The sequence below is a fragment of the Arthrobacter sp. Cza30 genome (genome assembly GCF_059090765.1).
On record NZ_JBNHGA010000009.1, the window covers coordinates 201,083 to 216,063 of the forward strand.

Here is a 14,981-nt window from a genome sequence, read left to right on the forward strand (position 1 = left end):
GTCACTCGCTCCGCTGATACCGCCACGGCAACGCGCCGATGTCCAGACGGTGACGCGCCGCGGATGCCGCACCGCCCGGCACCACGTCGTGCTCCCCGTCATCCCCGATGTCGTACTCGGCATCGCCGCGCCAGAGCAGCAGCGGCCCCTCTCCCCCACGCCGCGCCACCGTCTCGAAGCGCTCGACGCCCGTGACACGAGACGCCATGAGAGCGGATGCAGAGTCGACGTGCATCGACAACCCGTGCAGGGTGACCCAGGTCGGCGGGTAGAGCGTGAGCTCGCCACGACCGTGCGCGGCGAGCGCGTCCGCGGGCCGCATCCACGCCGCCGACACCACTTCGCTCTCTGAGAGCACCATGTCGGCCGACGCTTCGGCCGGTCCACCGGCCGCCAGGAAGAACCACGTGCGGATGCGGAGCGCGAGCCCGGGCGGCGGGTCCCAGCACGACAGCGGAACGAGTGCGTCCTGGTCCAGAACGAGGCCGATCTCCTCCTGCGTCTCGCGTACCGCGGCACGGCGGGCGACGTCCTCCTCCGGTTCGGCGGGGGTGACACGGTCGACCGCCTCGACCTTGCCGCCGGGGAACACCCACGCTCCGGCGAAGGACCCGCGGTCGGGCCGCTCGATCATGAGCACCTCGAGCCCGCCGCCGCCGTCACGCAGCAGCACCACGGTGGCCGCCACCGGCACGTCGGGGTCCGCGCCGTCCTCCGGGCGTCGCGACCGGGCGTCGTCCAGAGCACGCGCCAGGTCGCTCACCGTGCGGTCCGACGGCATCATCGGGTCCGGCATCCGCTCACTCTATCCCCGTGCGCGGTCGCCTCATCGGCGCCGCGGGGCAGCGCTGGCCGGGCGCGTGTCAGGACGACACGCCGACCGGCGCCGCAGCGCGCTCGCGGCGGCGTTCGAGCGCCACGCTGATCGCCGCGAGCAGCAGTCCCGCGGCGGCGAGCGCCACGCCGACCCACGCCGGCGCCACGAAGCCCCACCCCGCGGCGATGACGGCGCCGCCGAGGAACGCTCCGAGACTGTTGCCGACGTTGAGCGCGGAGTGATTCAGCGCGGCGGCGATGGACTGATTGTCCTCCGCGACGTCCATGAGACGCGTCTGAATGGTGGGGCTCAGTGCCGAGGCGACGAAGCCCACCGCGAAGACGAACAGCGCCAGGGCCCAGATCAGCTGTGCGGTCAGGGCGAGCAGGGCGAGCATCGCCGCGAGCGCGACGAGTCCCGCGAGGAGCGTCCGCCGCAGGTCGACATCGGCGAGGTGACCGCCGACGAGGTTCCCCACGGTCATGCCGACGCCCATGACGATGAGGACGATGGGCACGACCCACGCCGGACTGCCCGCGACGTCGGTCACCAACGGCGCGACATAGCTGTACACCGCGAAGAATCCGCCGAAGCCGATCGCCCCGACACCCAGCGCCAGCCACACCTGCCCGATGCGGAACACCTTCAGCTCGGCTCGCAGGGTCCGTCCGGGGTCGCCCGCGTGCGCGGGCACGAAGAAGGCGATGAGGATCGTCGCAGCGGCGAAGATGCCGGCGACGACCATGAAGGCTGCGCGCCAGCCGGCGTACTGACCGAGGAAGGTGCCGAGCGGGACCCCGACGACGTTCGACACCGTCAGACCTGTGAGGACGAACGCGACGCCCTTCGCACGCATCCCCGGACCCAGGACATCAGCCGCCACGAGCGCGCCGATGCCGAAGTACGCGCCGTGCGGCAGGCCCGCGAGGAAGCGCGACACCGCCACGAGTTCGAAGGTGGGGGCGAGGAAGGTCAGCGCGGTGAAGACCGTCAGCGCCACGGCGAGCGCGACCATGACGCGGTGTCGCGGGAACCGGGCGACGGAACCGGCGATCGTGGGGGCACCCACGACGACGCCGAGCGCATACAGCGAGATGAGCCAGCCCGCCTGCGCGATGGCGTCCTCGGGCCGCGCGGCCCACACGGACGGCAGCAGGTCCTGCGCCATGTTGGGCAGCAGGCCCATCACGACGAACTCGGTCATGCCGATGCCGAAGCTTCCGACGGCGAGGGAGAGGAGCGCCCACGTCGCCGCCCCCCTCGATGATGTCGAGGAGGTCACCGCGTCATGCTAGTCGCCGGAGCGGCATGCTGGCGAATCGATTCGGACGGATGCCGCCGACGCCCGGTCCTCGAGCAGGCTCAGACCGCGTCGTCGCCGGCCTCACGCTTCTCGATCGCCCGTTCCAGTCGCTCGATCTTGCCGTCGAGCTCGCCCGAGTATCCCGGCCGGATATCGGCCTTGAGCACGAGCGAGACGCGGGACCCGTACGCCTGCACCGCCTCGGTGGCGCGCTTGACGACGTCGAGCACCTCGTCCCACTCCCCCTCGATCTCGGTGAACATCGAGGTCGTGCGGTGCGGCAGACCGCTGTCGCGGACGACCTGTACCGCCGCCGCGACGGCATCGTGGACGGATCCGTCCGCGTTTCCTGTGCCACTCGGGGCGACGGAGAAGGCGACGAGCATGGAAACCTCCGGTTGGTGTGTTCAGGACTGTCCGAGCCGCGGTCGCGGCCAGGAGACGGGGACGCGGGCACGGCTGCCGGGGGCCACACGGACGACGCGGACGAGCATCCACGCCAGCAGCGCGATGAGCACGACGTTGCGGACGGTGAGCACCCCCACGGCGACAGCCTCGGCACCGATCACCCTGTCGTACAGCAGCGGGTACACCGACTGCGTGAGCAGCGCCGCGGCCAGCGCCACCGCGGCCGGCCACCGCCAGCGCCGCCGGTCGATGACCAGGCCCACCACGATCGGCGCGACGAGCCACGTCAGGAACTGCGGTGAGCCGACCTTGTTGAAGACGATGAACGCCAGGACGAGGCTGAGCGACAGCGGCGGGAAGAGCGCCGCGAACGCGGCGCCGCGCCACGCCTGCACCGCCCCGACGGCCGCGATGGCCGAGACCATCACCACGAGCACCGGCGTCATCGCGGCGATGACGCCGTCGACACCGGCGCCGGTCACCTGGAACGTGAGGATCTCGGTGTCGTAGTAGACGAACGCGCCGGGCACGCCGAGGACCGCCTGCCACAGGTACAACGCCGACACCGGCGCCTCGATCTGCAGGCCGCGCCCGGTCTGGCCGGACACGAACCCGAACACGTGGGCGCCGCCGCCGGCGGCCAGGACCACGGTGACGACGACTCCCGAGACCAGGAGCGCGCCCCCGATCAGCGGCAGGCGCCGGCGCAGCACGACGACCCCGGCGGCGAGCAGCGCCGCCGGCCAGACCTTCATCCACGTCGCGGCCGACAGCAGCAGCGACGCCACGAGCGGGCGGCCGACGAGCCACAGGCAGCCCGCCACGGCCAGCGGCACCGTCACGCCGTCGAGACGGTACATCCCCACAGGACCCAGCAGCAGGACGAACGCGAGCCAGAAGCCGGCGGCCCCGGAACGCCCCAGGGACCGTCCCCGGCCGATCAGCAGTCCGAAGGCCAGCGCGTCGGCGATCGTGACCAGCAGCACCCACGCGACCTGATACCCGGCGAGATCGAGTCCGAGCGCCAGCACCATCGGGAGGAGAGCCAGCTGCGGGTAGACCCACGGCGCCGTCACCCCCATGACCGCCGTGCCGGCGACCGCGTCACGCGCCCAGGGCTCGTACACGAGGTAGACGTCGCCCGCGGGGGTGTTCGGCAGCACGAAGCCCAGCCAGGCCACGACGACGTGCACGAGGACGAAGGCGATCCACAGCCAGGCGCGCCTCGACACCCGACCATCCTATGGCGGTGCGTACCGGCCGCCGGATCGGGTCACCGGGCTGCCAGCGCCTCGCCCACCGCGCGAGGGAGGGCCTCGGCGACATCCAGCGCGGTGATCGGACCGTCGCCGACAGCCTCGGCCGCCAGCGCGGCGGCGCGACCGTGCAGCCACGCGCCGGAGGCCGCCAGCCCGGCGAGCGCGGCGGCATCCGTTCCGCGTCCGGATGCCTCCGCACCGGCGACGACCGCGCCGACCACGCCGGCCAGGACGTCGCCGGTTCCGGCGGTGGCCAGCCACGGAGTCCCGGCTTCGATCGTCGCCGACCAGCCGCCCGGCGCCGTCACGATCGTGGTGGCGCCTTTCAACAGCACGACGGCGCCTGTCACCGCCGAGGTCTCGCGCGCCTCGGCCACGAGGTCGTGGGGCATGGGCTTCAGTCCCAGACTCTCGCGAAGGCGCGCGTGCTCGCGCTCATGCGGCGTGAGGATGCGGGGCGCCGCTGCGTCGGCGGCGAGTTCGAGGGCGCCGGCGTCGACGATCACCGGTTCGCGTCCGTCGAGCAGCCGGCGCAGCGCCTCGGTCTCGTCGGGCTCACGGCTGGACGCGTCCGTCCCCGAGCCGATGACCCATGCCTGCACTCTGCCGTCGACCGTGACGGTCTCGGGCCGACGCGCCAGCACCAGTTCGGTCGGCCGCGGCGGCCCCACGTACCGGACCATGCCGAGCCCGGTGCGCCACGCCGCCTCGACGCCCAGCACGGCGGCACCGGGATACGCCTGCGACCCTGAGCGCATACCCAGCACGCCTCGGGAATACTTGTGGTCCGTGCGAGTCGGCCTGCGCAGAGCACGTGCCGCATCCTGCACCGTCCATGACCGCGTCATGCCGACACAGTACCCGGCGGCATCCGCGCTCTCATCAACCCCGGAGGTTCCCTTCTTGAGTCGCCTGTTCACTCCCCTGTCCCTCCGCGACGTCCGCGTGCGCAACCGGCTGTGGGTCGCGCCGATGTGCCAGTACAGCGCCGTGGACGGCGTGCCGCAGGAGTGGCACCACACGCATCTCGCGCAGTTCGCCTCGGGCGGAGCGGGACTGGTCGTGGCAGAGGCGACCGCCGTGTCGCCCGAGGGCCGGATCTCGCCGGAGGACACGGGTCTGTGGAACGACGAGCAGCGCGACGCGTGGGCGCCGATCGTGGCGGCGATCCGTCGCCGTGGTGCCGTGGCGGCCGTGCAGCTGGCCCACGCCGGACGCAAAGCGTCGACGTGGTCTCCTCTGTCGGGGCGTCGCGGATCGGTTCCTCTCGAGGACGGCGGGTGGACGACGGTCGCCCCGTCCGCCATCGCCTTCGACGGCTACGCCGCGCCGCGCGCGCTCGACGCTGCCGGCATCGATCGCGTCGTGGCCGACTTCGCCGCCGCGGCCCGGCGAGCGGTGGAGGCCGGCTTCGAGGTGCTCGAGATCCACGCCGCCCATGGCTACCTGCTGCACCAGTTCCTCTCGCCACTGTCGAACCTGCGCGACGACGACTACGGCGGATCGCTCGCCGGTCGGGCACGGCTGCTGCTGCGGGTCCTCGATGCGGTGCGCGACGCGGCGCCGGATGCGCCGCTTCTCGTCCGGTTCTCGGCGACGGACTGGGCCGAGAGCGGATGGGATGCCGACCAGACGGCGACCGTGGCGCGCTGGGCGGCGGAGCGCGGGGTGGACTTCTTCGACATCTCCAGCGGCGGGCTCGTCGCGCATCAGCGGATCGCTCCCGCTCCCGGCTACCAGGTCGGACTCGCGGCCCACGTGCGGCGTGAGGCGGGCGTGCCCGTCAGCGCGGTCGGCCTGATCGACGACGCCGCCCTCGCCGAGAAGGTGCTCGCCGAGGACGCCGCCGACGCCGTGATGGCCGGCCGCGAGTGGCTGCGTGACCCGCATTACGGGCTGCGGGCCGCCGCCGAGCTCGGGGCCGACATCGACTACTGGCCGCGGCAGTACGTGCGCGCCCGCCGCTGATCCACGAATTCGATCCGGTCGCTGCACGAGTTCGGATCTTGCCCCATCCACGGATTCGGGTCCCGGCTGCGGATTCGGATGCCTCGCCACGAGGCATCCGAATCCGCCGATCCGATCCGAATCCCAGTCGCGGGTGGCGGACCGGGTGCGTGCCGCTCTTCGTGAGCCCGGTCAGTACCCGCGGCGACGGGTGGCGTCCTGCACCTCGCCGATGAGCTCCTCGATGATGTCCTCGAGGAAGAGCACCGCCGTGGTGCGGCCGCTGTCGTCGCGCACCTGCGCGAGGTGCCGGCCGGCCCGCCGCATCACGGCCAGCGCGTCCTCGAGGTCCGTCGACTCCAGCACCGGCACCATGTGATGGATGCGCTTGCCCGGGATCGGCCTGGCCGCATCGGAGTCGGCATCCGGCCCCTCGGCGGCCCGCAGGATGTCCTTGAGGTGCACGTACCCCACCGGCACGTTCTCCTCGTCCACGATGACGTAGCGCGAGAAGCCGTGCTTGGCCACCGCGCGCTCGATCTCGTGCGGCGTGGTCGTCTCGGGAAGGGTCACCAGCTCCGACAGCGGCACCGCGACGTCGGCGGCCTTCTTGTCCGTGAACTCCACGGCGGCGGCCACCGTCCCGGCCGTGTCGTCGAGGACCCCCTCGATGCGCGACTGGTTCACGATCGTGGCGACCTCCTCCAGTGTGAAGGTCGACGTGGCCTCGTCCTTGGGCTCGACACGGAACAGGCGGACGACGTGGTTGGCCACCCAGTTCAACGACACGATCACGGGGTGGAACACCTTCGAGACCCACACCAGCGGCGTCGCGAGCATCAGCACGGCCCGGTCGGGCACCGAGAAGGCGAGGTTCTTCGGCACCATCTCGCCGAACACCACGTGCAGGTACGACACCAGCAGCAGCGCGATGACGAAGGCGACGGTGTCCACGACGGGTTCGCTCCACCCCGTCAGCCCCAGGGGCTCCGCCAGCAGGTGATGGATCGCCGGCTCCGACACGTTCAGGATCAGCAGCGAGCAGATCGTGATGCCGAGCTGGCTGGTCGCCAGCATGAGCGTCGCATGCTCCATGGCGTACAGCGCGGTCTTTGCCGAGCGGGACCCCTTCTCGGCGCGCGGCTCGATCTGGGAGCGCCGCGCCGAGATCACGGCGAACTCGGCGCCGACGAAGAAGGCGTTGGCGACCAGCAGCACGAACAGCCACGCGATTCCTGCCCAGTCGTTCATCGGCGCTCACCCCCCTCCGCCGCGACCTCGTCGTGCGGCATCGGTGCGGGCGTGAAGCGCACGCGGTCGACGCGTCGACCGTCCATGCGCTGCACCTCGATCGTGCCGTCGTCGAGCTCGACGCTGTCGCCGACCACCGGGATGCGCTCGAGGACGCTCATGATGAATCCGCCGACGGTGTCGTAGACGTCGCCCTCCGGGATGCGGATGCCGGTGCGGTCGCGGACCTCGTCGGGTCGGAGGTCGCCCGGGAAGATGACCGAGTCCTGCGCACGGACGATGCCGGCGCGGCGGCGGTCGTGCTCGTCGAGCACCTCGCCGACGATCTCCTCGACGAGATCCTCCAGGGTGACCACGCCGGCGGTGCCGCCGTACTCGTCGACGACGACCGCCATCTGGTAGCCGCGTGCGCGCAGCTCGGCGACCAGCGCGTCCAGGTGCACGGTCTCCGGGAAGCGAAGCGGCTCGGTGGCCAGGGCGGCGGCCGGCACGTCCTGACGCCGCTCCCGCGGCACGCCGACCGCGGCCTTCAGATGGACGATGCCGGTGATGTCGTCCATGGACTCGCCGTAGATGGGGAAGCGGCTGTGACCGGTGCGGCGGGCCAGCTGGATGATCTCCTCCACCGGATCGTCGGCGGCGAGGGCGTGGATGCGGGGGCGCGGCGTCATGACGTCGGCTGCCGTCAGGCGCGCGAAGGTGAGGCTGCGGTCCAGCAGTGACGCGGTGTCCTCCTCGAGCACGCCGGCGCTCGCGGAGCGGCGCACCAGGCTCGACAGCTCCTCCGCCGTCCGCGCCCCGGAGAGCTCCTCCTTCGGCTCGATCCCGATGGCGCGCAGCACCCCGTTCGCGCTGCCGTTGAGCACCGCGATGGCGGGCCGGAACACCGTCGTGAAGGCGACCTGGAACGGCATGACGAGCTTTGCCGTCTGACGGGGGATCGCCAGCGCGAAGTTCTTCGGGACGAGCTCGCCGATGATCATCGAGAAGACCGTGGCGATCGCCACGCCGATGATCGCGGCGAGCGGGCGCGAGATCTCCTCGGGCATGCCGGAGGCGTCGAAGACCGGCGCGAGCAGGTTCGAGATCGCCGGCTCCATGGTGTAACCGGTCAGCAGCGTCGTCAGCGTGATGCCCAGCTGGGCGCTGGAGAGATGGGTCGAGGTGATCCGCAGCGCGCTGATGGTCAGCGAGAGCCGGCTCTCCCCCGCCTCGCGGCGGGCCTCGAGGTCGGCACGGTCGAGATTGACCAGCGCGAACTCACTGGCGACGAACAAACCGGTGCCGATTGTCAGCAGGAGCCCCACGCCCAGCATGACGTAATCCATCACGCGTCACCCCCGATTGAACGGGAAGCGGGTCGGTGGGGCGAGCGTCTACAACTAGGAGGGTCGTCCATCGTGCCGTCCAGTGTAGCGGCACCGCCCTCCCCGAAGCCGTCGTTTGTCAAGCCCCTGCCCGCCCCGCGAGGCCGATGCGCACGATGGGCAGCCGGCGCCAGGACCGCCGGACGAGTGGAGACAGACCATGACCGCCGCCGACACGAACACCGCCGACCGGAACGCACCCGATCCGGACCATCCCGACAAGCCGGACAGCCCCGCCGAGGTCGAGAAGCGGTCGTGGAAGTACATCCTCGTCAAGACGCTGCGGGAGTTCGGCGCCGACCAGTGCACCGACATCGCCGCCGCGCTGACCTACTACGCGGTGCTGGCCCTGTTCCCGGCGCTGCTGGCCGTCTTCTCGATCCTGGGTGTCATCGGTCAGAGCGAGCAGGCTGTGGGCGCCATCATGGGCATCGTCGAGCAGGTCGCTCCCGACGCGGCCGAGTCGCTCCGAGGGCCGCTCGAGAGCATCGCGAACTCCCCCGCCGCGGGATTGGCCCTCATCACCGGTCTCCTGCTGGCGCTGTGGTCCGCATCCGGGTACGTGCGGGCCTTCAGCCGCGGCATGAACCGGATCTACGAGATCCGCGAGGGACGGCCGTTCTGGAAGCTCGTGCCGTCACAGCTCCTGGTCACCCTGATCGGGGTGGCGCTGGTGGCCATCGCCGTCGTCATCCTGGTGATCTCGGGCCCCGTGGCCGACGCGATCGGCTCCGCGCTGGGCCTGAGCGAGGTCGTGCTGACGATCTGGGCGTTCGCGAGGTGGGTGGTTCTCGCGTTCATCGTGGTGCTGATGGTGGCGATCTTGTACTACGCCACCCCGAACGCGAAGCAGCCGAAGTTCCGCTGGATCAGCCTCGGCTCCCTCATCGCCATCCTCGTTCTGGCCATCGCCTCGACGCTGTTCGGGCTGTACGTCGCGAACTTCTCGAACTACGACCGGACGTACGGTTCGCTGGCCGGGGTGATCATCTTCCTGCTGTGGCTGTGGATCGCCAACATGGCGCTGCTGTTCGGGGCGGAGTTCGATGCCGAGCTCGAACGCGGCCGGCAGCTGCAGGCGGGCATCGCGGCCGAAGAGGACATCCAGCTTCCGCCCCGCGACACCCGCAAGAGCGACAAGGCGATCGCGAAGGAGAGGAAGGACGTCGAGGAGGGCCGGCGGATCCGCGAGAGCCACGACGACGACGATCGCGCGTGAGGGAGGACCGGGCCGCGGAGCGGCCCCGGGCTCACCAGCTGACCGGGAGCGCCTTGCCCTCCTCGTAGCCGGCGGCCGACTGCAGGCCCACGCGCGCCCGCTCGTGGAATTCGCCCACCGTCGCCGCCCCGGCGTACGTGAACGAGGACCGCACGCCCGACGTGATCATGTCGAGCAGGTCCTCGACGCCCGGCCGCAGCGGGTCGAGATAGATCCGCGACGACGAGATGCCTTCGGCGAACAGCTCCTTCCGCGCGAGCTCGTACGGGTCGAGGCGCCCGAAGCGGTCATGCACGGCCTTGGTCGAGGCCATCCCCCACGATTCCTTGTAGGCGCGTCCGTCATCGTCGACCTGCAGCTCGCCCGGGGCCTCGATGGTGCCGGCGAACCAGGAGCCGATCATGACCGACGCCGCGCCTGCCGCCAGGGCGAGGGCCACATCGCGCGGGTAGCGGATGCCGCCGTCGGCCCAGACGTGGGCGCCGACGGCGCGGGCCGCCTCGGCGGTCTCCAGCACCGCCGAGAACTGCGGACGCCCGACGGCGGTCATCATGCGTGTGGTGCACATCGCTCCCGGCCCTACACCGACCTTCAGGATGCCGGCACCCGCGGCGACCAGGTCGCTGACGCCATCCGCCGTCACGATGTTGCCGGCGGCGATCGGGATGCCGAGGTCGAGGTCTGCGACCGCGCGCAGCGCCCGCAGCATCCCCTCCTGATGCCCGTGCGCGGTGTCGACGACGAGCACGTCCACGCCCGCGGCGGCCAGCGCCCGCGCCTTCGCCGCGACGTCGCCGTTGATGCCGACCGCGGCGGCGACGCTCAGCCGGCCGGCGCCGTCGACGGCGGGCCGGTAGAGCGTCGAGCGCAGGGCGCTGCGGCGCGAGAGCGTGCCGACGAGGTGACCGTGCTGCAGCACGCACACCATGTCCGCCCCCGCGGCGACGATCACGTCGAAGGCGTGACGAGCGGTCTCGATGTCGTCGGCGTCGATGGCTGCCTCGCGTCCGCGCGCCAGGTCGCCCAGGCGCGCGTCGGGCAGGGCCGTTCCCAGCCGCGTCGCCGGCACGACACCGAGGATGTCGTCCGCGTCGACACGCCCCTCGGATGCCTCCGCCACGACGATCCCATGCCCATCCGTCGCGGGAAGCATCCGGGCCGCATCCGCCACGGTGGCGTCCGGCGGCAGCACGATCGGAGTGTCCCAGCGCACCGGCTGGTCCTTGACCCAGCGGATGGCCGCATCCAGGTCCTGCAGCGGCATGTCCTGGGGCAGGACGCCCAGGCCCCCGCGGCGGGCGAGGGTCGCGGCCAGTCGTGCGCCGGTGACGGAGTTCATGTTGGCCGACACCAGCGGAATCGTCGCGGTGGTGCCGTCGCCGGGCGACAGATCGACGTCCAGCCGGCTGGCGATGGCCGAGCGCCGCGGTACGAGGAACACATCCGAGTACGTCAGATCGACGTCGGGCTGCTGGCCGTAGAACTCCATGATCGGCAAGGGTAATGACCCTTCCTGTGCGCACCATGATGCGTGGTGCGGGCGCCGGAAGGCACCGCGGATGCCGGGACCGCCGCCGCAGACTGGGCTAGGCTTAAGGACGCGTGCTCAGGCATCCAGCGGCCTTCGCGCATGTCCCAGAACTTCACCGATGAAAGCAGGCGATCCAGCGTGTCGAGCCAGGTGACGGGCCTCGGGGTTTCGAACGAAGGAGAGTTCGGAGCCAACGAATGGCTCGTCGACGAGCTGTACGAGCAGTTCAAGATCGACCGGAACTCCGTCGACAAGGCGTGGTGGCCCGTCCTCGAGGCCTACCACCCCGTCGACGGCGGGGCATCCTCGGGATCCTCCGCCCCCGCGACCGCACCGGCGGAGACGCCCGCCGCCACCCCTTCGGCGACGCAGCCGGCGGAGGCGGAGCAGCGCCCGGTGACCGCACCCGCCCCCGTCATCGGCGCGCAGCCGGTGGCGGCGCGCACGACCGCGCGGCCCGCCGCCCCCCAGCCCATCCCCGCGCAGGCTCCGAAGGTGGAGCCGTCGGCCGCGGAGGCTGCGGCAGAGGACAAGATCACCGTCCTCAAGGGCATGCCGAAGACGCTCGCGGCCAACATGGACGAGTCGCTGACCGTTCCGACGGCCACGAGTGTGCGCACGGTGCCGGCCAAGCTCATGATCGACAACCGGATCGTGATCAACAACCACATGTCGCGCACGCGCGGCGGCAAGGTCAGCTTCACGCACCTGATCGGCTGGGCGATCATCCAGGCGCTCAAGGAGTTCCCGAGCCAGAACGTCTTCTACGCCGAGGTGGACGGCAAGCCGTCGGTCGTCGCGCCCGCCCACGTGAACCTCGGCATCGCGATCGACCTGCCGCGCCCCGATGGCAGCCGCGCCCTGCTCGTGCCGAGCATCAAGCGCGCCGACCAGCTGACCTTCGGCGAGTACCTCACGACGTACGAGGACCTCGTCACCCGCGCACGCAACAACAAGCTCACCGCCGCGGACTTCCAGGGCACCACGATCTCGCTCACCAATCCCGGCGGCATCGGCACGGTGCACTCGGTGCCGCGCCTGATGAAGGGCCAGGGCTGCATCGTCGGCGCCGGCGCGCTGGAGTACCCCGCCGAGTTCCAGGGTGCGAGCGACAAGACGCTGAACGAGCTCGCGATCGGCAAGACGATCACGCTCACGAGCACCTACGACCACCGGGTCATCCAGGGCGCCGGCTCGGGCGAGTTCCTCAAGAAGGTGCACGAGCTCCTCACCGGGCAGCGCGGCTTCTACGAGGACATCTTCGCCGCGCTGCGCATCCCCTACGCCCCCATCCGCTGGGCCGCCGACATCAACGTCGACCTCGCCGAGCGGGTCGACAAGACCGCACGCGTGCAGGAGCTCATCAACTCGTTCCGCGTGCGCGGCCACCTGATGGCCGACACCGACCCCCTCGAGTACGTGCAGCGCACGCACCCGGATCTCGAGATCGAGAGCCACGGGCTGACCTTCTGGGACCTCGACCGCGAGTTCGTCACCAACGGCTTCGGCGGCAAGCGCCAGATGAAGCTCCGCGACATCCTGGGCGTGCTGCGTGACTCGTACTGCCGCACCATCGGCATCGAGTACATGCACATCCAGGACCCCGAGCAGCGCGCGTGGTTCCAGGAGAACGTCGAGGTCAAGTACCAGAAGCCCGGGCACGACGAGCAGCTGCGGATCCTCGAGAAGCTCAACCAGGCCGAGGCGTTCGAGACGTTCCTGCAGACGAAGTACGTCGGCCAGAAGCGGTTCAGCCTCGAGGGCGGCGAGTCGCTCATCCCGCTCCTCGACGAGATCCTGCAGGGCGCCGCCGAGGCGGGCCTGGACGGCGCGGCGATCGGCATGGCGCACCGCGGCCGGCTGAACGTCCTGACCAACATCGCCGGGAAGACCTACGGGCAGGTGTTCCGCGAGTTCGAGGGCTCCGTGGCCATCGGCTCCAAGAGCGGCTCCGGCGACGTCAAGTACCACCTCGGGACCGAGGGGACGTTCGTGGCCGACGGCAGGCAGGAGCTGCCGGTCTATCTCGCCGCGAACCCGTCGCACCTGGAGACGGTCGACGGCGTCCTCGAGGGGATCGTCCGGGCCAAGCAGGACCGCAAGCCCGTCGGAAGCTTCTCGTGGCTGCCCATCCTCGTCCACGGCGACGCGGCGTTCGCGGGTCAGGGCGTGGTCGTCGAGACGCTGCAGATGTCGCAGCTGCGCGGCTACCGCACCGGCGGCACGATCCACGTGGTGGTCAACAACCAGGTCGGCTTCACCACCACGCCGCAGGACGGCCGCACGTCGGTGTACGCCACGGACGTGGCCAAGACCATCCAGGCGCCGATCTTCCACGTCAACGGCGACGACCCGGAGGCTGTGACCCGCGTGGCGCAGCTGGCGTTCGCGTACCGTGAGCGCTTCCACCGCGACGTCGTGATCGACCTCGTCTGCTACCGCCGTCGCGGTCACAACGAGGGCGACGACCCCTCGATGACGCAGCCGCTCATGACGAACCTCATCGAGGCCAAGCGCTCGGTGCGTCGCCTGTACACCGAGGCCCTCGTCGGCCGCGGCGACATCACCGAGGAGGAGTACGACAAGGCCAAGCAGGACTTCCAGAACCGCCTCGAGATCGCCTTCGCCGAGACCCATGCGGCCGAGACCGGCTCGTCGCCGGTGGTCGAGGTGGATGCTTCGGCGATCGAGCCTGCCGCCGGCGAGCCGGAGACGACGGGGGTGTCCCGCGAGGCTGTGCACCTCATCGGCGACGCGTTCGTGAACAAGCCCGACGGCTTCACGGTGCACAACAAGCTGCAGCAGCTGCTCGACAAGCGCCTCGACATGAGTCGCAACGGGTCCATCGACTGGGGCTTCGCCGAGCTGCTCGCCTTCGGGACGCTTCTGCTGGAGAAGACGAACGTGCGCCTGGCGGGGCAGGATTCGCGCCGCGGCACGTTCGTGCAGCGCCACGCCGTGCTCCACGACCGCTCCAACGGGCAGGAGTGGATCCCGCTGGCGAATCTCAGCGACGACCAGGGCCGCTTCTGGGTGTACGACTCGCTGCTGAGCGAGTACGCCGCGATGGCGTTCGAGTACGGCTACTCCGTGGAGCGCGCCGACGCCCTGGTGCTGTGGGAGGCGCAGTTCGGCGACTTCGCCAACGGCGCCCAGTCCGTCGTGGACGAGTTCATCTCCTCGGCCGAGCAGAAGTGGGGCCAGCAGTCGAGCGTCGTGCTGCTGCTCCCCCACGGCTACGAAGGTCAGGGCCCGGACCACTCCTCGGGACGCATCGAGCGCTACCTGCAGATGTGCGCGCAGGACAACATGATCGTCGCGCGGCCGTCCACTCCCGCCTCGTACTTCCACCTGCTTCGCCGGCAGGCGTACGCGCGACCGCGCCGGCCGCTGATCGTCTTCACCCCGAAGGCGATGCTGCGCCTGCGCGGGGCGACGAGCCCCGTCGAGGCGTTCCTCGAGGGCCGCTTCCGCCCGGTGCTCGACGACGATCGCGGAATCGACAAGAGCGGTGTCAAGCGCGTGCTGCTGCACTCGGGCAAGATCCACTGGGATCTGCGGGCCGAGCTGGAGAAGAACCCCAACCCCGCGATCGCGCTCGTGCGGCTCGAGCAGTTCTACCCGGCGCCGATCGACGACCTCAACGCGGTCATCGAGCAGTACCCGGATGCCGAACTGGTCTGGGTCCAGGACGAGCCCGAGAACCAGGGCGCGTGGCCCTTCATCGCGCTCGAGGTCGCCGACCGGCTCAACGGCCGGCCGATCCGACGGGTGTCCCGCCCCGCCGCGGCGTCCACGGCGACCGGCTCCCCCAAGGTGCACGCGGTCGAGCAGGCCGCCATCATGCAGAAGGCGCTCACGCTCTGACGGCTACGCCCG

General features: G+C 70.9%; 11 protein-coding genes. 3 read left to right on the forward strand and 8 right to left on the reverse strand.

The genetic code is table 11. The features are described from left to right. Position 1 precedes the first annotated feature (1 nt). The 5 genes from AC5RVZ_RS27510 to AC5RVZ_RS27530 form a co-directional block, all read right to left on the reverse strand. Positions 2 to 796 (reverse strand): NUDIX hydrolase, encoded by a 795-nt coding sequence (locus AC5RVZ_RS27510; protein WP_494068791.1) that lies wholly within the window; start codon positions 794 to 796, stop codon positions 2 to 4. Between the two features lie 67 nt (positions 797 to 863). After that, positions 864 to 2,099, reverse strand: a complete 1,236-nt coding sequence (locus AC5RVZ_RS27515) for an MFS transporter (protein ID WP_494068792.1) — start codon at positions 2,097 to 2,099, stop codon at positions 864 to 866. Positions 2,100 to 2,179: 80 nt separating this feature from the next. Beyond that, complete coding sequence (locus AC5RVZ_RS27520; RefSeq protein WP_494068793.1) at positions 2,180 to 2,506, reverse strand: thiamine-binding protein; 327 nt, start codon at positions 2,504 to 2,506, stop codon at positions 2,180 to 2,182. A gap of 21 nt (positions 2,507 to 2,527) precedes the next feature. Next, entirely contained in the window at positions 2,528 to 3,760 is a 1,233-nt protein-coding gene (locus AC5RVZ_RS27525) for a hypothetical protein (RefSeq protein WP_494068794.1), read from the reverse strand. A gap of 41 nt (positions 3,761 to 3,801) precedes the next feature. Next, on the reverse strand, positions 3,802 to 4,635 hold the full coding sequence (locus AC5RVZ_RS27530) for an ADP-dependent NAD(P)H-hydrate dehydratase (protein ID WP_494068795.1): 834 nt from the start codon (positions 4,633 to 4,635) through the stop codon (positions 3,802 to 3,804). A gap of 55 nt (positions 4,636 to 4,690) precedes the next feature. Here AC5RVZ_RS27530 and AC5RVZ_RS27535 point away from each other — a divergent pair, with 55 nt between their 5' ends. Then, positions 4,691 to 5,755 carry an NADH:flavin oxidoreductase/NADH oxidase gene (locus tag AC5RVZ_RS27535; RefSeq protein WP_494068796.1) on the forward strand — a complete coding sequence of 355 codons (1,065 nt, stop codon included), beginning with the start codon at positions 4,691 to 4,693 and terminating at the stop codon, positions 5,753 to 5,755. 171 nt (positions 5,756 to 5,926) lie between these two features. Here AC5RVZ_RS27535 and AC5RVZ_RS27540 read toward each other — a convergent pair whose 3' ends face one another. Then, positions 5,927 to 6,985 carry a hemolysin family protein gene (locus AC5RVZ_RS27540; protein ID WP_494068797.1) on the reverse strand — a complete coding sequence of 353 codons (1,059 nt, stop codon included), beginning with the start codon at positions 6,983 to 6,985 and terminating at the stop codon, positions 5,927 to 5,929. Then, entirely contained in the window at positions 6,982 to 8,313 is a 1,332-nt protein-coding gene (locus tag AC5RVZ_RS27545) for a hemolysin family protein (protein ID WP_494068893.1), read from the reverse strand. Before AC5RVZ_RS27545 ends, AC5RVZ_RS27540 begins: the two co-directional genes overlap by 4 nt. A 199-nt stretch (positions 8,314 to 8,512) precedes the next feature. Between AC5RVZ_RS27545 and AC5RVZ_RS27550 the strand changes: the two genes are divergently transcribed. Further along, positions 8,513 to 9,571: a YihY/virulence factor BrkB family protein gene (locus AC5RVZ_RS27550; protein WP_494068798.1), complete on the forward strand. Its 1,059-nt coding sequence runs from the start codon at positions 8,513 to 8,515 to the stop codon at positions 9,569 to 9,571. Between the two features lie 31 nt (positions 9,572 to 9,602). On the opposite strand, the gene guaB1 is transcribed toward AC5RVZ_RS27550, so the two are convergent. After that, positions 9,603 to 11,060 (reverse strand): GMP reductase, encoded by a 1,458-nt coding sequence (guaB1, locus tag AC5RVZ_RS27555; RefSeq protein ID WP_494068799.1) that lies wholly within the window; start codon positions 11,058 to 11,060, stop codon positions 9,603 to 9,605. Between the two features lie 180 nt (positions 11,061 to 11,240). Between guaB1 and AC5RVZ_RS27560 the strand changes: the two genes are divergently transcribed. Continuing rightward, on the forward strand, positions 11,241 to 14,969 hold the full coding sequence (locus AC5RVZ_RS27560; RefSeq protein ID WP_494068894.1) for a multifunctional oxoglutarate decarboxylase/oxoglutarate dehydrogenase thiamine pyrophosphate-binding subunit/dihydrolipoyllysine-residue succinyltransferase subunit: 3,729 nt from the start codon (positions 11,241 to 11,243) through the stop codon (positions 14,967 to 14,969). The last annotated feature ends 12 nt before the right edge of the window (positions 14,970 to 14,981 follow it).